The sequence below is a fragment of the Pseudomonas sp. SID14000 genome (genome assembly GCF_002165135.1).
Lineage (GTDB): Bacteria > Pseudomonadota > Gammaproteobacteria > Pseudomonadales > Pseudomonadaceae > Aquipseudomonas.
This window is the reverse complement of record NZ_NFZQ01000007.1, coordinates 275,011-290,957: the sequence shown is the minus strand read 5'-3', so window position 1 is coordinate 290,957 and position 15,947 is coordinate 275,011. Positions and strand designations below refer to the sequence as shown.

The 15,947-nt window shown below is 63.7% G+C and carries 17 protein-coding genes; 10 read left to right on the top strand and 7 right to left on the bottom strand.

Going from position 1 to position 15,947, the window contains the following annotated elements:
• Positions 1-3: 3 nt before the first annotated feature.
• The gene (prmB, locus tag CAY82_RS13160; protein WP_087501580.1) at positions 4-912 is read right to left on the bottom strand and encodes a 50S ribosomal protein L3 N(5)-glutamine methyltransferase; all 909 of its coding nucleotides are present in this window, start codon (positions 910-912) and stop codon (positions 4-6) included.
• 180 nt (positions 913-1,092) lie between these two features.
• Here prmB and CAY82_RS13155 point away from each other — a divergent pair, with 180 nt between their 5' ends.
• From CAY82_RS13155 to CAY82_RS13135, 5 genes are all read left to right on the top strand, one after another.
• Positions 1,093-1,683: a cysteine hydrolase family protein gene (locus CAY82_RS13155; RefSeq protein ID WP_025338152.1), complete on the top strand. Its 591-nt coding sequence runs from the start codon at positions 1,093-1,095 to the stop codon at positions 1,681-1,683.
• A gap of 86 nt (positions 1,684-1,769) precedes the next feature.
• A complete protein-coding gene (locus CAY82_RS13150; RefSeq protein WP_087501579.1) occupies positions 1,770-2,090 on the top strand; it encodes a hypothetical protein in 321 nt (106 codons plus the stop codon).
• A 108-nt stretch (positions 2,091-2,198) separates the two neighbouring features.
• Positions 2,199-2,759: a Smr/MutS family protein gene (locus CAY82_RS13145; protein ID WP_087501578.1), complete on the top strand. Its 561-nt coding sequence runs from the start codon at positions 2,199-2,201 to the stop codon at positions 2,757-2,759.
• A 70-nt stretch (positions 2,760-2,829) separates the two neighbouring features.
• Positions 2,830-3,375 (top strand): GTP cyclohydrolase I FolE, encoded by a 546-nt coding sequence (gene folE, locus CAY82_RS13140; protein ID WP_051101386.1) that lies wholly within the window; start codon positions 2,830-2,832, stop codon positions 3,373-3,375.
• Between the two features lie 59 nt (positions 3,376-3,434).
• Positions 3,435-3,806, top strand: coding sequence for a glutaredoxin (locus tag CAY82_RS13135; protein WP_019473979.1), 372 nt, complete (start codon positions 3,435-3,437; stop codon positions 3,804-3,806).
• Positions 3,807-3,937: 131 nt separating this feature from the next.
• Here CAY82_RS13135 and CAY82_RS13130 read toward each other — a convergent pair whose 3' ends face one another.
• Entirely contained in the window at positions 3,938-4,540 is a 603-nt protein-coding gene (locus tag CAY82_RS13130; RefSeq protein ID WP_087501577.1) for a glutathione S-transferase family protein, read from the bottom strand.
• 300 nt (positions 4,541-4,840) lie between these two features.
• Between CAY82_RS13130 and CAY82_RS13125 the strand changes: the two genes are divergently transcribed.
• Positions 4,841-6,031: a benzoate/H(+) symporter BenE family transporter gene (locus CAY82_RS13125; RefSeq protein WP_087501576.1), complete on the top strand. Its 1,191-nt coding sequence runs from the start codon at positions 4,841-4,843 to the stop codon at positions 6,029-6,031.
• A 305-nt stretch (positions 6,032-6,336) separates the two neighbouring features.
• Here CAY82_RS13125 and CAY82_RS13120 read toward each other — a convergent pair whose 3' ends face one another.
• On the bottom strand, positions 6,337-8,277 hold the full coding sequence (locus tag CAY82_RS13120; protein WP_087501575.1) for a methyl-accepting chemotaxis protein: 1,941 nt from the start codon (positions 8,275-8,277) through the stop codon (positions 6,337-6,339).
• Positions 8,278-8,393: 116 nt separating this feature from the next.
• Positions 8,394-9,791 carry a PLP-dependent aminotransferase family protein gene (locus CAY82_RS13115; protein WP_087501574.1) on the bottom strand — a complete coding sequence of 466 codons (1,398 nt, stop codon included), beginning with the start codon at positions 9,789-9,791 and terminating at the stop codon, positions 8,394-8,396.
• Between the two features lie 200 nt (positions 9,792-9,991).
• Here CAY82_RS13115 and CAY82_RS13110 point away from each other — a divergent pair, with 200 nt between their 5' ends.
• On the top strand, positions 9,992-11,167 hold the full coding sequence (locus CAY82_RS13110; protein ID WP_087501573.1) for an MFS transporter: 1,176 nt from the start codon (positions 9,992-9,994) through the stop codon (positions 11,165-11,167).
• A 45-nt stretch (positions 11,168-11,212) separates the two neighbouring features.
• Here the strand turns inward: CAY82_RS13110 and CAY82_RS13105 are convergent, their stop codons facing one another.
• Positions 11,213-11,974, bottom strand: a complete 762-nt coding sequence (locus CAY82_RS13105; protein ID WP_087501617.1) for an SDR family oxidoreductase — start codon at positions 11,972-11,974, stop codon at positions 11,213-11,215.
• A gap of 174 nt (positions 11,975-12,148) precedes the next feature.
• Between CAY82_RS13105 and CAY82_RS13100 the strand changes: the two genes are divergently transcribed.
• Complete coding sequence (locus CAY82_RS13100; RefSeq protein ID WP_087501572.1) at positions 12,149-13,150, top strand: NADP-dependent oxidoreductase; 1,002 nt, start codon at positions 12,149-12,151, stop codon at positions 13,148-13,150.
• A gap of 450 nt (positions 13,151-13,600) precedes the next feature.
• Positions 13,601-13,876, top strand: a complete 276-nt coding sequence (locus tag CAY82_RS13095; RefSeq protein ID WP_087501571.1) for a DUF3077 domain-containing protein — start codon at positions 13,601-13,603, stop codon at positions 13,874-13,876.
• A gap of 192 nt (positions 13,877-14,068) precedes the next feature.
• Here CAY82_RS13095 and pyrF read toward each other — a convergent pair whose 3' ends face one another.
• Positions 14,069-14,770, bottom strand: a complete 702-nt coding sequence (gene pyrF, locus CAY82_RS13090; RefSeq protein WP_012271070.1) for an orotidine-5'-phosphate decarboxylase — start codon at positions 14,768-14,770, stop codon at positions 14,069-14,071.
• Positions 14,771-14,951: 181 nt separating this feature from the next.
• On the opposite strand from pyrF, the gene CAY82_RS13085 reads away from it, so the two are divergent.
• The gene (locus CAY82_RS13085) at positions 14,952-15,119 is read left to right on the top strand and encodes a DUF2897 family protein (protein ID WP_010952850.1); all 168 of its coding nucleotides are present in this window, start codon (positions 14,952-14,954) and stop codon (positions 15,117-15,119) included.
• 249 nt (positions 15,120-15,368) lie between these two features.
• On the opposite strand, the gene CAY82_RS13080 is transcribed toward CAY82_RS13085, so the two are convergent.
• The gene (locus CAY82_RS13080; RefSeq protein WP_087501570.1) at positions 15,369-15,704 is read right to left on the bottom strand and encodes a ComEA family DNA-binding protein; all 336 of its coding nucleotides are present in this window, start codon (positions 15,702-15,704) and stop codon (positions 15,369-15,371) included.
• Positions 15,705-15,947 lie beyond the last annotated feature (243 nt).

The window sequence follows — 15,947 nt, the reverse complement described above, 5'->3', positions numbered from 1 at the left end:
GAATCAGACGCGGGCCTTGAACAGTTCCTGATGCTGGCGGCACTGCTCGGCAGTCAGCATGAACACCCCATGCCCGCCGCGCTCGAATTCCAGCCAGGCAAAGTCCACCTCGGGGTACAGCGCCTCGACATGCACCTGGCTGTTACCCACCTCGACAATCAGCAAGCCCTTGTCGGTCAGGTGGTCCGCCGCTTCGGCCAGCATGCGCCGCACCAGGTCCAGGCCATCGTTGCCGCAGGCCAGGCCCAACTCGGGTTCGTGGTGGTACTCGGCCGGCATGTCGTCGAAGTCCTCGGCATCGACATACGGCGGGTTGGACAGGATCAGGTCGAAACGCTGCCCCGGCAAACCGCCAAAACCGTCGCCCTGCACGGTGTACACGCGCCCGTCCAGGCCGTGGCGCTCGATGTTCTGGTTGGCCACTTCGAGCGCATCGAACGACAGGTCGGCCAGCACCACCTCGGCCTCGGGGAACACGTCAGCGGCAACGATGCCGATGCAGCCAGAACCGGTGCACAGGTCGAGGATGCGCGCCGGCTCGCTCGCCAGCCATGGTTCGAAGCGCTTCTCGATCAGCTCGCCAATCGGCGAACGCGGCACCAGCACGCGCTCGTCAACGATAAACGACATGCCGCAGAACCAGGCTTCGCCCAGCAGGTAGGCGGCCGGCACGCGTTCTTCGATACGGCGCTTCAGCAGGTGCTGCAGGCGTACCCGCTCATCGTCCTCTAGCATGCAGTCCAGATAGCTGTCGGCTACTTCCCACGGCAGGTGCACCGCCCCCAGTACCAGCAGGCGGGCCTCGTCCCAGGCGTTGTCGGCACCGTGGCCGAAGAACAGGTCGTGCTCGTGGAAGCGGCTGACCGCCCAGCGGATGTAGTCGCGCAGCGTGCGCAGACGGGATGTGATCACGGGGTACTCCTAATTCAGACCGGACCAAAGTCTAACAGCCCCACCCGTACATTTGTTCCTTTGACCTGCCCAATGGCTAGCCACAAGCCAGTAACCATGCCGCTTGCGTTGTCAACCATTCCCATTGGCGCCAAGGCAGGGGACAATAGGTATACAAAAGCCCTATCCAAGGAGCCCTTGATGTCCGTTCCAACCACGATGTTCCGCCTCACTGGCCGCGACTACCCGCCGGCCAAGCTGAGCCACGCCAGCCTGATCATCATCGATGCGCAGAAGGAGTACCTCAGCGGGCCCCTGGCGCTGTCGGGCATGGACGAGGCCGTGGCCAACATCGCCAGGTTGCTCGACGCCGCGCGCAAGAGCGGCCGTCCGATCATCCATGTTCGCCACCTGGGCACTGTCGGTGGCCGCTTCGACCCACAAGGGCCGGCCGGCCAGTTCATTCCGGGGCTGGAGCCGCTGGAAGGTGAAATCGTCATCGAAAAACGCATGCCCAACGCATTCAAGAACACCCAGCTGCATGAGACGCTGCAGGCGCTGGGCCACCTGGACCTGATCGTTTGCGGCTTCATGAGCCACTCCAGCGTCAGCACCACCGTACGCCGCGCCAAGGACTATGGTTATCGCTGCACCCTGGTTGAAGATGCCTCGGCGACTCGCGACCTGGCATTCAAGGATGGAGTGATCCCGGCCGCGCAGATCCACCAGTGCGAAATGGCCGTGATGGCCGACAACTTCGCTTGCGTGGCCCCCACCGCCAGCCTGATCTAAGCGGCTGGGCACGACCGCCCGGCAGCCGGGCGGAACCCGATGGGCGGCCCCAGGTCGAATTCCGGATATCCACAAAGGAGAGCGGAATGAAGCTCAAAGGCAGTTTCGACGCCAAGCGCCTGCGCCCGCGCGAACCGCGTAACTGGGGCGCCCGCCTGGCGGCCGGCCTGTCGGCCCTGCTGGCAACCCTTGGCGTGCTGCTGGCGATGGCCGGCGTGGCCGGCCTGCTGGGCAACTACCCTGCCCTGGCGGAACTCAATGCCAACAAACCGCTGGCCAGCATCCTCACCGGGGCCGGCTTGCTACTGTTGTGGCTGGGCGTGCGCTTCTGGCGGCGCAGCCGCATTCGCCTGCGCCGTGGGCGGGAGCTGAACCTGTCGCCGCACCTGATGAAAAAACACGATTGAGGCGCTGCTGACGCGGTCCTTGCGGGAGCGGGTTTACCCGCGAAGGGCCCGCACAGGCTGCACAAGGCCCCACAGTCGCGTAAACTACGCCGCCCACGTGGAGGCATCATGCAAGACGACGATTTTTCCCTGTTCAAGGCCGAAGTGCGCGGTGTCAAACCGATCAGGCACGACCGCGCCGAAGTCGGCAAGCCCAAGGCCGACCGCCAGCAGCTGGCCGGCCTGCGCCAGGCGGCGACCGTGCGCAGTGACAAGGCGCTGGTGATCGACGGCATGTCCGACCAGTTCGTCATCGACGTTGGCGCCGAAGACGAGCTGCTGTGGCGCCGTGATGGCGTGCAGGAAGGCCAGTTGCGCAAGCTGAAGCAGGGGCAGATCCCGTTCGAGGGCAGCCTCGACCTGCATGGCATGACCGTGGAAAAGGCCCGCGAAACCCTGTGGGACTTCATCGCCGAAGCCACCAAACTGGAAGTGCGCTGCGTGCGGGTTACCCACGGCAAGGCCGCGCGCCTGGACGGCAAGCGCCCGATGATCAAGAGCCACGTCAACACCTGGCTGCGCCAGCACCCGCAGGTGCTCGGTTTTGCCTCGTGCAACGCCCGCCACGGCGGCACCGGCGCGGTGTATGTGATGCTCAAGCGAACCATGCTCGAAGGCCGCGACGAGTAACGCCGCGCTTGCAGCGCCGCCCTCACCGCCGTACCCTTCGTTTTTGCGATTTTTTCCCACAGGTAGATCCATGTCCCTGGAACAGAACTACACCGAGATCCTCAGCCAGATTGGCGAGGACGTCTCCCGTGAGGGCCTGCTCGACACGCCCAAGCGGGCTGCAAAGGCGATGAAGTACCTTTGCCGCGGTTATGAACAAACACTGGAAGAAGTCACCAACAACGCGCTGTTCAGCTCTGACAACAGCGAAATGGTGCTGGTCCGGGACATCGAGCTGTATTCGATGTGCGAACACCACATGCTGCCGTTCATCGGCAAGGCGCACGTGGCCTACTTGCCCAAGGGCAAGGTACTGGGCCTGTCGAAGGTGGCACGCATCGTCGACATGTACGCCCGCCGCCTGCAAATCCAGGAAAACCTCAGCCGCCAGATTGCCGAGGCGGTGCAGCAGGTAACCGGTGCCGCCGGTGTGGCCGTGGTCATCGAAGCCAAGCACATGTGCATGATGATGCGCGGTGTCGAGAAGCAGAACTCGACCATGATCACCTCGGTGATGCTGGGTGAGTTCCGCGAAAACGCCGCCACCCGCAGCGAGTTCCTCAGCCTGATCAAGTGATTGGCTGCTGACCCCAAGCCGACCCTGCCGGGTCGGCTTTTTCATTTCAGGAGTTGCCCATGATCGTCAAAGCCCTGCGGGTTGGCCTCGGCCAGCTCATCGTCTTCGGCGACTGGATTAGCCGCCCGGCCAAGCGCAAGCGCGACGCCGCCGCCCAGGCCCGCGTCGAGCAAGCGGCCAAGGGCCTGGCGCTGTACCAGTTCCACGCCTGCCCGTTCTGCGTCAAGACCCGCCGCACCCTGCACCGGTTGAACGTGCCGGTGGCGCTGCGCGATGCCAAAAACGATCCGGTGCACCGCCAGGCCCTGCAGGAAGGTGGCGGCCGGGTGAAAGTGCCGTGCCTGCGCATCGAAGAGGCGGGCAAGGTGACCTGGATGTATGAGTCCAAGGCCATCATTGCCTACCTGGATGAGCGGTTCGCGTCGGCCTGACCGTTTGCAGGTGGCCTGTACTGGCCCTTTCGCGGGTAAACCCGCTCCCACAGGTACTCCGCTGCCCTCAGGCCCTGTGATTTCCCTGTGGGAGCGGGTTTACCCGCGAAGAGGCCGGTACAGGCTAAAGATCAGCCCACCATCGGCACATGCCGCGGGTGGCTGCTGACCCGCTCCAGCCAGGCCCTCACTGCCGGGTAGTCGGCCAGATCGAACCCGCCCTGCTGCGCCACATGGGTGTAGGCATACAACGCCACATCGGCAATCGAATACTGCTCGCCGACCAGATACGGCGTCATCTGCAGCTGCCGCTCCATCACCCTCAGTGCCTTGTAACCCCCCTTGTGCAGCTTGCGGTACTCCTCCAGGCGCTCGTCCGGTAACCCCAGGTAGAACTGGATGAAACGCGCCACGGCAATATACGGCTCATGGCTGTACTGCTCGAAAAACTGCCACTGCAACACCTGGGTGCGCAGGCGTGGCTCGGTGGGCAGGAATTCGCTGCCATCGGCCAGGAAGTTGAGAATGGCATTGGACTCCCACAGATAGCTGCCGTCTTCCAGCTCCAGCACCGGCACCTTGCCGTTGGGGTTCATCGCCAGGAATTCGGGCGTTTCGGTCTCACCCTTGAGGATGTCCACCGGGTGCCATCCATACGGCAGGCCCAGCAGGCTCAACATCAGCTTGACCTTGTAGCAGTTGCCCGACTGGTAGTCGCCATAGACCTTGTACATCGCCCCTCTCCCCCTCTCCCCCTCTATGCCAAAGATCTGGCCTTGCCCTGTAGGAGCAGCCTTGTGCTGCGAAGAGGCCGTTACAGGCGCAGCACCTGCATGGGCTGAAACGGCCTCTTCGCAGCACAAGGCTGCTCCTACAAAAGCGGGCACCATTCTTGTGGCTGCCTGTGCAGTTCTGCATTTGCGCCCAATAGTTGGCGACTGTACGGCTAAAAGCAATGGTCGCTGTATGGCAAGGATCAACCCTGCTCGCTGTAGTCTGAAAAAACTGCTTACACCTTTACAAGGATTTTGTTCATGATCGAAGCCACTTCCGCACGCCTGCGGCCCCTGGCAGATAGCTCCCCGTCGGCGGTGGTCGCCGGCTTTATCGCCATGCTCACCGGCTATACCAGCTCTCTGGTGCTGATGTTCCAGGCCGGCCAGGCAGCCGGGCTGACCAGCGCGCAGATTTCGTCATGGATCTGGGCGTTGTCGATCGGCATGGCGGTGTGCAGCATCGGCCTGTCGCTGCGTTACCGCACGCCGATCACCGTGGCGTGGTCCACCCCCGGCGCCGCCTTGCTGATCACCAGCCTGGGCGGGGTCAGCTATGGCGAGGCGATCGGCGCCTATATCACCTGCGCCGTGCTGGTGCTGGTCTGTGGCCTGACTGGCAGCTTCGAACGCCTGGTCAAACGCATCCCGGCCTCGCTGGCCTCGGCGCTGCTGGCGGGCATCCTGTTCAAGATCGGCAGCGAAATCTTCGTTGCCGCCCAGCACCGCACCTTGCTGGTACTTGGCATGTTCTTCAGCTACCTGCTGGTCAAGCGCCTGTCGCCGCGCTATTGCGTGCTGGTCGCGCTGCTGGTGGGCACGGCGCTGTCCGGCGCCTTGGGTCTGCTGGACTTCAGCGGCTTCCGCCTGGAAGCGGCCACGCCAGTATGGACTACGCCAAGCTTCTCGCTGGCGGCGACCATCAGCATTGGCATTCCGCTGTTCGTGGTGGCGATGACCTCGCAGAACATGCCGGGTGTGGCCGTGCTGCGTGCGGACGGCTACCAGGTGCCTGCTTCGCCGCTAATCTCGGCCACCGGCCTTGCCTCGCTGCTGCTGGCACCGTTTGGCTCGCACGGGGTCAACCTGGCGGCGATCAGCGCGGCGATCTGCACCGGGCCGCATGCCCATGAAGACCCGGCCAAGCGTTATACCGCGGCGGTGTGGTGCGGGATTTTCTACGGTATTGCCGGGGTGTTCGGCGCGACCTTGGCGGCGCTGTTTGCGGCGTTACCTAAAGAGCTGGTGCTGTCGATTGCGGCGCTGGCGCTGTTCGGCTCGATCATGAACGGGCTGACCGTGGCCATGAGCGAGGCACGTGAGCGAGAGGCGGCATTGATTACCTTCATGGTTACCGCTTCGGGCCTGACCTTGTTCTCGATCGGCTCGGCGTTCTGGGGGATTGTGGCGGGGGTGCTGGCCTTGGTGATTTTGAACCCACGTAGGGTATGACGATAGATTGGGGTGGGGTTGAGATCGAGCGCCGCCCGCGCGGCGCTTCGCGGGGCAAGCCCGCTCCCACATTTGTTGCAACGTGACCATGCCTGTGGGAGAAGCGTTGTCAGCCTTGGTGCATGGCTTGAGACAGGAAAGGCGGCAACAGTGCCAACTCAGAAATCCAGCCAGCCCACCAAGGCTGGCAACCATGGCCTGTCAGGTTCGGCACGTTGCAACAAATGTGGGAGCGGGCTTGCCCCGCGAAGCGCCGCGCGGGCGGCGCTCGATCTCAACACCAACGAAAATCCCACGCCAGGCACCTAAAGCCTGAAATGCCCCACCATCCCCTTCAGGTCGGTACCCAGCTGCGCCAGCGCGACACTCGACCGGGCATTGTCCTGCATCGCCAACGCCGCCTGATCGGCACTGCCGCGGATCTGCGTGACGCTGCGGCTGATCTCTTCGGCCACCGAGCTCTGCTGCTCGGCCGCAGCGGCAATCTGCTGGTTCATCTGCTGGATCAATGACACCGCTGCCGCAATGCTGCCCAGCGCGCTTTCGGTCTGCAACGCATCAGCCACCGCTAAACGCACCAACTCGGTACTGCCGCGAATCTGCGCCACCGACTGCTGGGCATTACCGCGCAAGCTGGCGACCAGGGTCTCGATCTGCTCGGTAGACTGCCGGGTACGCCGCGCCAGCGCACGCACTTCATCCGCGACCACGGCAAAGCCACGCCCCTGCTCACCAGCCCGGGCTGCTTCGATAGCAGCATTCAGCGCCAGCAGGTTGGTCTGTTCGGCCACGCTCTTGATCACTTCCAGCACATCGCCAATGGTGTGGATCTCGGCACTGAGGCTGTCGATACTGGCGCTGGCCGTCTCTGCCGCCGCCGCCAGTTGCTCGATGCGTTGCATGCTCTGGCGCACCACCTGCTGCCCGGAATCAACTTTATCATCCGCAGCCTGGGCCGCCTGCGCCGCCTCTTCGGCATTGCGCGCCACATCGTGCACGGTGGCGGTCATCTGTTGCATGGCAGTGGCCACCTGCTCGGTCTCTTCCCTCTGGCTGCCCACCTCGCGGTTGGTCTGCTCGGTCACCGCCGACAGCGCCTGCGCATTGCCGGCCAGTTGCTCGATACCTTGCTGCAAACCGCTGACAATGTCCGACAGGCCTGCTGCCATCTGCTGCATGGCCTGCATCAGTTGCCCTACTTCATCACGGCGTGGCGCCTGGGCATCAAAGCCCAGCTCGCCGGCAGCAATGCGCTGGGCGCGGGCAATCACATGCTTGAGCGGCCCGACCACGGCGCGAGTGATCAGCCAGGCAGCCAGCACACCCACCAGCAACGCCAATGCCGTGGCCAGGCTGATGGCCACGGCATTGCGTTGCAGTTCGCCCTGCAGGGTCTGCTCCTGCCCCAGGTAGGCCTGGTCGACCCGACTGGTGACTTGTTCGGCACTGGCCTGCAACTGCGCCTTCAACCCTTGCTCGCGGGCCAGTTGGTCGGTGTATTCGTTGAGTTTTTCCGAGAAACTACCAATGTGCCCCGCCACTTCGCCCAGCACACTCTGGTAGCCGGCATCGCTGACGGCGCCCTGCAACTGGCTGACCAGGCTGGCGGCCTCGATGGTCTGGGCGATACGTTCCTGGCTTACGCCCTCTTCGCCCTTGCGGCTTTTCTCCAGGCGCACCCGCGCTTCGTCCATGGCCTGCAGCATCAGCCGCGACACCTGCGCCACCTGCGCGGCCTGTTCGAGAAACGCACCGCCCTGCTGGCCTTGGGACTGCTTCAGGGTGTAGACGCCGTCATCGGCCAGGCCTGCCTGCAATACGTCAAGGTTGTTGGCCACACTGGACACCGACCAGCTGGCCATGTCCAGCGCCAGTTCCTTGGCCTGCACCGCCTCGACAAAGGCCTCGAATGCCTGGCCATAGGCCGCCAGGTCGGTTTCCGCCGCCGCCAGCGCCGGCAGGCCACGGGCGCGTTCGGCCAGGCCCTGCAGGCCGCTGCGCAATGCCTCGGCCTGCTGCATGTCGGAGCGCAGGGCAAAGGCCTGCTCGTGCTGGCGCAAGCGCAGCAGGTCGGTATTGAACTGGGCCAGTTGGCGCAAACTGTCGAAGCGCTGGCCAACGCTGTGCAGCGCGGCAATGCCAATGGCCGCCACCGCCAGGGTCAGCACCAGCACCAGGGCAAAGCCCAGGCCGAGTTTGCGGGCCATGCCCAGGTTGGCCAGCACACCGTGCTTGCTCGCGCCCATGCCGATTCCCCTTCTGCGTGCGAGGTTATCCCGAAGGCCAAGGGTGGCAACGTTGCCAGCCGATGAACAAGGGCCTGGCGTCAGAATAGTGTCAAATAGCTATGAGCGTGTCGCTATCAGCTTGGCAGAGGTCGCCCTGCGTGCTGAATGAAGGCCTGGGCGCGGGAGTCCTGCCCGTAGGCGACATTGATGCGCACCCAATCGCTGGCCGCACTCTGGTAATCGAAGGCGCTGCCGGGGGTGAGCAGCACATCGTGTTCCAGTGCCAGGCGCTCCAGGCTGGCGAAATCCCGCCCCGGCACCCGAGCCCAGACGAACATGCCGCCGTAAGGCTCGCAGAACACCTGCCAGCCCGCCTGCTCCAGCTGGCCGAGCAGCCTGGCCATGTGCTGCCCCAGGCGTATGCGCAGGCGCTGCACACTCTTTCGATAGCTGCCGTTGGCCAGCATCTGCCCCACCACCTGCTCGGCAAAGCGCGAAGTGCCGATGCCGCTGACCATCTTGAATTCGGCCAGACGCGCCAGCAACACCGGGTCGGCGACCAGGTAGCCGACCCGCAGCGAGCTGCTGAGGGTTTTCGAAAAGCTGGCCATGTAGATCACCCGCTGCTCGCTGTCGAGGGTGGCCAGCCGGGTGGCCGGCCCCTCCTGGAAGTCGGCATAGATATCGTCCTCGATGATGCGCAGGTCGTGCTCGCGGGCCAGTTCCAGCAGGCGGTAGGCCACCTTCGGCGTCAGGCTGGTGCCGGTGGGGTTGTGGTACAGGCTGTTGATGAACAGGCAGCGCGGCTTGTGCGCCGCCAGCAGGGCTTCGAGGGTGGCCAGGTCCGGGCCTTCGGCGGTGCGTGGCACCGGCAGCATGTGGACCTGGTGCTGACGCAGCAGGTTGTACAGGTTGTAGTAGCCTGGGTTTTCCACCAGCACCGTGTCGCCCGGACGCAGCAGGGTGCGCACCAACAGATCGAGGCCGTGGCTAGCGCCGTGGGTGGTGAGGATGCATTCGGGGCCGACAGCGATGCCAAGCTGCGCCAGGCGCCTGTGCAGTTGCTGGCGCAGGCTGGCCAGGCCCAGCGGTGGGCAATAGTCGAACAGGTCCTGCGGGTTACCGCGGCTGACCTGGCGTACTGCCTGGGCCAGTTCAGTGGCGGCGCGCCAACTGCTGGGCAGCCAGCCGCAGCCTAGTTTCAGCAATTCATCATGGCCCTCGCGGAACTGCCGCCAGCTACCGTCACCGGTCTCGCCCCAGGGCTGGGCGTCCTCCGCAGCCACGCCGGGTTTGCGCTCGGCGACGAAAAAGCCGGTGCCGTGGCGGGCCTCCAGCCAACCGCTGGCGACCAGGCGGTCGTAGGCTTCGATCACACACGACGCACTGACCGCCTGGCTGCGGGCCAAGGCCCGGATTGACGGCAGGCGCGCGCCGGGGCGCAGGCGCTGCTGGTCGATCCAGGTTTGCAGGCGGTCAGTGAGTTGCTGCACCAACGGGGTAGGGCTGGTGCGGTCTAGGGGCAAGTGCATGGGGCAAGTGTTCGCTGGTTTTGAGCGAACAGTTAAGCATAAAAGGGTTGGTGGTGTGTCTGGTGAGGGGAATGGGCTGGCATCAGAGTGGGCAGGCCAGGCCCTTTCGCGGCTGAACCCGCTCCCACAGGGATCGCACCCAACCGGAGAGCGGTGCAGTACCCGTGAAAGGGCGACACCACAGAACCAGGATCTCTACCATGCACTCCGCCCCGGCCCGTTTGGCCTTCGCCCTCTGTCTGATCACCCTGGCAGTCAACCTGCCGGCCCCGCTGTACATCACCTACGCCGACCTTTCCGGCCAAGGCGCCGCCGCCACGGCGACTGCCTTCTCCGGCTACGTGCTGGGCGTGCTGCCCGTGCTGCTGGCATTGGGCGGGCTGGCCGACCGGGTTGGGCGCCGGCCGCTGATTCTGGCCGCCCTGGCCCTGTCGATGCTCGCCACCGGACTGATGTTGCTGGCCCCCAGCCTGCAAACCCTGGGCCTGGCGCGCATGTGCCTGGGTGTGGGCACGGGCCTGGCAACCGCCACGGCAACCGCCTACATGGGCGAGCTGATGGGCAGCGAGCATGACCCTCGCGCCGCCACATGGGTCACTGCCAGCACCTCTATGGGCTTTGGCCTGGGCGCGGCGCTGACCAGCCTGTTCCTGTTGCGTGGCCCCAGCCTGACGCCGGGCAGCTTCCACCTGCAACTGCTGCTGGCAACGCTGGCCATTCTGCTGGTGTGGCGACTGCCCGACACATGTCCGGCACAGCGCATCCCCATGCTGCGCCTGCCCTGCTATCCGCGTGGCAGCGTGGGCTATGGCCTGGCCATTTTGCTAGCGTGGGCCTGCTCGGGGGTGGTTATCGCCCTGCTGCCAGGCATCCTGCGCCAGCATGGGCTGAACGCCTGGTCGGGCTTCTCGACCTTTTGCGTGATCAGCTGCGGGCTGTTGTTCCAGCCCATGGCGCGGCGCCTCGGCAGCCGTACAGCCACGCTGCTGGGGCTGATGATATTGCCGTGCAGCTATGCGGTGCTGGCCTGGGGTGCGGACGGTGGGCAGTTGGGCGCGGTGTTGCTGGGTGCAGTAGCGGCCAGCAGTGCGTGCTACGGGTTTATCTACCTGGGGGGGCTAGCGGCAGTGAACCAACTGGCCGGCAGCCAGAAGACACGAGCCAGTGCCGGGTTCTTCTTGCTGGCGTACCTGGGGTTCAGCCTGCCGGTAATCTTTACCGGGTTCCTGAGTGACCGGCTGGGGTCGCGGTTGGCGTTGTTGGTGTTTGGTGGGGTGTTGGTGGTGGGGTGCGTTGTGGTTGCGCTGACATTGTGGTGGCCTGCCAGGGCCTCTTCGCGGGTAAACCCACTCCCACAGGAATATCACCGGCCCTGAAGTGGGGGCGGTTTTAACCGCGAAGAAGGCCACACCAATATCGGGTCAGATCGCCGTGGCCCCACCATCCACCGTCAGGCAATGTCCGGTGGTAAACGCCGCGCCGTCGCTGCACAGGTACAGCACGGCGCTGGCAATTTCCTCGACCTTGCCAATGCGCCCCACCGGATGCATGGCAGCGGCAAACTCGGCCTTGCGTGGGTCGGCCTCATAGGCGCGGCGGAACATGTCGGTATCGATCACCGCCGGGCACACGGCATTCACCCGGATACCCTTCTTGGCATACTCGATGGCCGCCGACTTGGTCAGGCCGATCACCGCGTGCTTGGAGGCGCTGTAGATGCTCATCTTCGGCGCCGCACCCAAGCCCGCCACCGAAGCGGTATTGACGATGGCCCCACCGCCCTGGGCCAGCAGCAATGGCAACTGGTACTTCATGCACAACCACACACCCTTCACGTTAACACCCATGATGGCATCGAACTCCGCCTCGCTGCCCTCGGCCAGGCGGCCCTGCTCTATCTCGATACCAGCGTTGTTGTAGGCATAGTCCAACCGCCCATAGGCGGCGATCAGGCGCTCATGCAGCTGGCGCACCTCGGTGTCGCGGGTAACGTCACAGGCAATGAACAGCGCCTCGCCGCCCGCCGCACGGATCGAGGCGACAGTGGCCTCGCCACCGACCGGGTCAAGGTCGGCCACCACCACCTTCAGGCCCTCCTGGGCGAAAGCCAGGGCGGTTGCCCGGCCGATGCCGGCGGCACCGCCGGTGACCAGGGCTACCTGGCCGGAAAAGGTCATGCTCATCGCGTGCTCCAAAGCGTGCTTGGTGGGCTTCAGAGCATAGTCAGCCACCACCCGGCCGGGCAGCATCATCACCCCACCGGTTGGGCTACCATGCTTGTCAGTGATGTTAAGGACCTGCCTATATCAACAGGGTAGATTTATCGCCTCCCCCTCCACTGCCCACAAGGACCTGCCATGACCCACACCAACCGCCGCTTCCTGCTCGCCAAACGCCCGGTCGGCGCCGTGCGCCGTGACGACTTCAGTTTCGAAACCGTACCCGCCGAACAACCCGGCGAAGGCCAGGTGCTGGTGCGCAACCTGTACCTGTCGCTGGACCCGGCCATGCGCGGCTGGATGAACGAAGGCAAGTCCTACATACCGCCCGTGGCCCTGGGCCAGGTGATGCGCGCGCTTGGCGTTGGCGAAGTGGTTGCCTCCAACCACCCCGACTACAAGCCGGGCGACCATGTAAGCGGCGCCCTTGGCGTGCAGGACTACTTCACTGGCGAGCCCCAGGGCCTGCACAAGATCGACCCCAGCCTGGCGCCCCTGCCCCGCTATCTGTCGGCGCTGGGCATGACCGGCATGACCGCCTACTTCGCCCTGCTCGACGTCGGCCAGCCCAAGGCCGGTGATACCGTGGTCATTTCCGGCGCAGCCGGCGCGGTGGGCAGCATCGTCGGACAAATTGCCAAGATCAAAGGCTGCCGGGTGGTCGGTATTGCCGGTGGCGCCGAGAAATGCCAGTACCTGAAGGACGAACTGGGCTTTGACGGAGTGATCGACTACAAGGCCGAAGACGTGCTGGCCGGCCTGAAGCGCGAATGCCCACAAGGCGTGGACGTGTACTTCGACAACGTCGGCGGCGACATCCTCGACGCTGTGCTGACCCGCATCAACTTCAAGGCACGCATCGTGATTTGCGGCGCGATCAGCCAGTACAACAACAAGGACGCCGTGAAAGGCCCGGCCAACTACCTGTCGCTGCTGGTGAACCGCGCGCGCATGGAAGGCTTTGTGGTGATGGATTACGCCAAGGACTATGGCAAGGCCGCGCTGGAGATTGCCGGGTGGCTGGCCAGCGGGCAGGTGAAGAGCAAGGAAGATGTGGTGGAAGGGCTGGAGACCTTCCCCGAGACCTTGTTGAAGCTGTTCTGTGGTGAGAATTTTGGCAAGTTGGTGCTCAAGGTTTGATTGCGGATTACGTTTGGGCGTCCAGGCGCATGCCTTGGGTTTTGCAGTGCCTGTGAGATCGAGCGCCGCCCGCGCGGCGCTCGATCTAACAGGCGCTACGGCACTTGAGGCGTACACCTGTCAGCCCCTCCAGAATCGTCAGACTTTCCTGAACCTTGCCCCCACCGCTTCAGCTTGAAGCAACAAGCGAACTATCCTACGCAGCGGTCGGAAGCAGCTGAATTGTCGGGGAAATCCCTCAGGGATAACTTCACCGGGTCGCCATGTTGGTGACCGGGTGTGAGAACCTGTTATGCACTGCTGCTCCACTGTTCAATGGCAGCCATTCGCGGGCAGGCTTCGGCTTGGCCGGCGTCAGTGCACCGGTTTCTCACCCCGCGCAATGGCTGCCACCTTTGTCCGTGAGAAAGATCCGGGTGGTTGCTCCTCGTCACGCACTGGATTTTCACCATGAAACAGTACACCCCCTCCCCCATCCTAACCGCAGGCCTGGAAACCTTCCTCGAAGCCGGCAACCCCACCCTGGACCTGCTCCGCGTACAACCCGGCATACCGATCGATGATGCCTACGAGCACGTGTCAGTCCTGCTGGGCTACATCAAGCACCTCGTGCGCGACGGCGACATGGAAGATGACCATAAACTGCTGGGCTCCGCCGATTACCTGCTGGCCATGGCCAAGGCCCTGATGAACGACATCGAACTGGCCAAGAACAAACTGCACTGACAGGTTTTGAGGGAAACAACCCAAAATCCAAAAGCTGACTCGCCCGCTCCCACAGGTCCAGCTCTGCCTGTGAGGCTGCGCTCTTCTGTGGGAGCCGGCTTGCCGGCGATCACCGCCAAGGCGGTGCATGCACCAAGCCAAACAAAAAAGGCCGGCACTTTCGTGCCGGCCTTTCTTCACAGCGCGGGCTAGTTACCCACGAATTTCCGCCACCACCGCAGCCAACGCCTGCGCCGGGTCGGCGGCCTGGCTGATCGGCCGGCCGATCACCAGGTAATCCGAGCCCGCATCCAGTGCCTGGCGCGGGGTGAGGATACGGCGCTGGTCGTCCTGCGCACTGCCCGCCGGGCGAATACCCGGGGTCACCAGTTGCAGCGACGGGTGCGCCGCTTTCAGCGCCGGGGCCTCCAGCGCCGAACACACCAAACCGTCCATGCCAGCCTTCTGGGCCAGCGCCGCCAGACGCAGCACCTGCTCTTGCGGGTCGACATCCAGCCCGATACCGGCCAGGTCTTCACGCTCCATGCTGGTCAGCACGGTCACGCCAATCAGCAACGGCTGCGGGCCGCTGCGCTTGGCCAGCTCTTCACGGCAGGCCGCCATCATGCGCAGGCCACCGGAGCAATGCACGTTGACCATCCACACACCCATTTCGGCAGCGGCCTTCACCGCCATGGCCGTGGTGTTGGGGATGTCGTGGAACTTGAGGTCCAGGAACACTTCGAAGCCCTTGTCACACAGGGTTTCGACAATGCCCGAAGCGCTGCTGGTGAACAGCTCCTTGCCAACCTTCACCCGGCACAGCGCAGGGTCAAGCTGGTCAGCCAGCTTCAGGGCGGCCTCACGGGTAGGGAAATCCAGGGCGACGATCAGGGGCGTCTGGCAGGCGGACATGGGCAGGGTCTCTTGGCAAGTCGAAAACGGCGCGCATTGTAAACGAAGTGACGCGGGCTTTGGGGCCCATGGGTCACGGAATTGGCCTGGCAGTGGCAGGCTCCTATAATTGAACCAACGGAGCGGGCAATTGCTCAACACTCGTACAAGCGCTGCCCATCACCAGCAAAGGAGAACGACAATGCCCTGGTATGCCTGGCTGATACTCATCATAGCCCTTGGCTCGATCGTCGGTGGGCTGATGCTGCTGCGCGACACGGCAAAAAAATTGCCACTGACCGAAGAACAGTTGCGCAAGGTGCATGAGCGCAACGCCGAAGCGGATGCCAAGGATGCGCAAGACCGCTAAAAGGTCAAAGTAAAGGGCTTAAAAGCCACCTCTTCAGGCGATATTTTGACGCATCGCAAAACAAATAATTAACTTATTGTTTTGTTTGATATTTGCTGGGAGCGCTTTGCGCCCCTTTCGCGACACTAGCCGCTCCCCCAGGAGATACGCGGCCCCTTGTGGGAGCGGCCTTGTGTCGCGATGGGCTGCAAAGCGGCCCCAAGCTCCAGAAGGCAACCCCAAACCACCGGGCTCACCCTCCTCCCCCGCTTACTCCACCATTACCTTGTCCCGGTTACGCTCCAGCAACGCGTTCCCAATCCCCTTGATCTCCAGCAGCTCATCCACCGAAGCAAATGGCCCATTGGCCTCCCGGTAGGCCACGATGGCCTCGGCCTTGGCCTTCCCTATGCCGTTCAACTCCGTCTGCAAAGTCAGCGCATCGGCCGTGTTCAGGTCCAGCCGCTGCGGCTGGTGGGCCTGCTGTTGGCTTACCACCGGCACCGGCTCGGGCATCGCCGTGGCGCTGGCCGGGGCGGCGTTCAGGGAAAAGGACAGGCTGGCGAACAGCGGCAGCAGCAGGTACGACAGAACATTGTTACGCATGGTGAACACTCCTTGAGTTGGTCGTTTTCCGGCAGCCGTTTTCCTTCGGCTGCGCAATCAACCCTAGCGGTTCAGCCACATTGCAAACAGGCACTTGGCCCGGTTAATCGTTACCGAATTCGACATTAAAAAAATCAACTTCGCCCACCCAAAAGTGATGGCGTTACGCCACAATTCAGGTTAACTTCATGACACAAGGATGATGGCAAAACGCCTCTAGGTAAATTCCCGTTTAACCTAGGT

What these genes read in the sequence shown, in the direction of transcription:
- CAY82_RS13155 (WP_025338152.1), top strand. Translation starts at nt 1,093, where the DNA reads ATGTCCGTTCCAACCACGATGTTCCGCCTCACTGGCCGCGACTACCCG.
- CAY82_RS13150 (WP_087501579.1), top strand. Translation starts at nt 1,770, where the DNA reads ATGAAGCTCAAAGGCAGTTTCGACGCCAAGCGCCTGCGCCCGCGCGAA.
- CAY82_RS13145 (WP_087501578.1), top strand. Translation starts at nt 2,199, where the DNA reads ATGCAAGACGACGATTTTTCCCTGTTCAAGGCCGAAGTGCGCGGTGTC.
- folE (WP_051101386.1), top strand. Translation starts at nt 2,830, where the DNA reads ATGTCCCTGGAACAGAACTACACCGAGATCCTCAGCCAGATTGGCGAG.
- CAY82_RS13135 (WP_019473979.1), top strand. Translation starts at nt 3,435, where the DNA reads ATGATCGTCAAAGCCCTGCGGGTTGGCCTCGGCCAGCTCATCGTCTTC.
- CAY82_RS13130 (WP_087501577.1), bottom strand. Translation starts at nt 4,540, where the DNA reads ATGTACAAGGTCTATGGCGACTACCAGTCGGGCAACTGCTACAAGGTC.
- CAY82_RS13125 (WP_087501576.1), top strand. Translation starts at nt 4,841, where the DNA reads ATGATCGAAGCCACTTCCGCACGCCTGCGGCCCCTGGCAGATAGCTCC.
- CAY82_RS13120 (WP_087501575.1), bottom strand. Translation starts at nt 8,277, where the DNA reads ATGGGCGCGAGCAAGCACGGTGTGCTGGCCAACCTGGGCATGGCCCGC.
- CAY82_RS13115 (WP_087501574.1), bottom strand. Translation starts at nt 9,791, where the DNA reads ATGCACTTGCCCCTAGACCGCACCAGCCCTACCCCGTTGGTGCAGCAA.
- CAY82_RS13110 (WP_087501573.1), top strand. Translation starts at nt 9,992, where the DNA reads ATGCACTCCGCCCCGGCCCGTTTGGCCTTCGCCCTCTGTCTGATCACC.
- CAY82_RS13105 (WP_087501617.1), bottom strand. Translation starts at nt 11,974, where the DNA reads ATGAGCATGACCTTTTCCGGCCAGGTAGCCCTGGTCACCGGCGGTGCC.
- CAY82_RS13100 (WP_087501572.1), top strand. Translation starts at nt 12,149, where the DNA reads ATGACCCACACCAACCGCCGCTTCCTGCTCGCCAAACGCCCGGTCGGC.
- CAY82_RS13095 (WP_087501571.1), top strand. Translation starts at nt 13,601, where the DNA reads ATGAAACAGTACACCCCCTCCCCCATCCTAACCGCAGGCCTGGAAACC.
- pyrF (WP_012271070.1), bottom strand. Translation starts at nt 14,770, where the DNA reads ATGTCCGCCTGCCAGACGCCCCTGATCGTCGCCCTGGATTTCCCTACC.
- CAY82_RS13085 (WP_010952850.1), top strand. Translation starts at nt 14,952, where the DNA reads ATGCCCTGGTATGCCTGGCTGATACTCATCATAGCCCTTGGCTCGATC.
- CAY82_RS13080 (WP_087501570.1), bottom strand. Translation starts at nt 15,704, where the DNA reads ATGCGTAACAATGTTCTGTCGTACCTGCTGCTGCCGCTGTTCGCCAGC.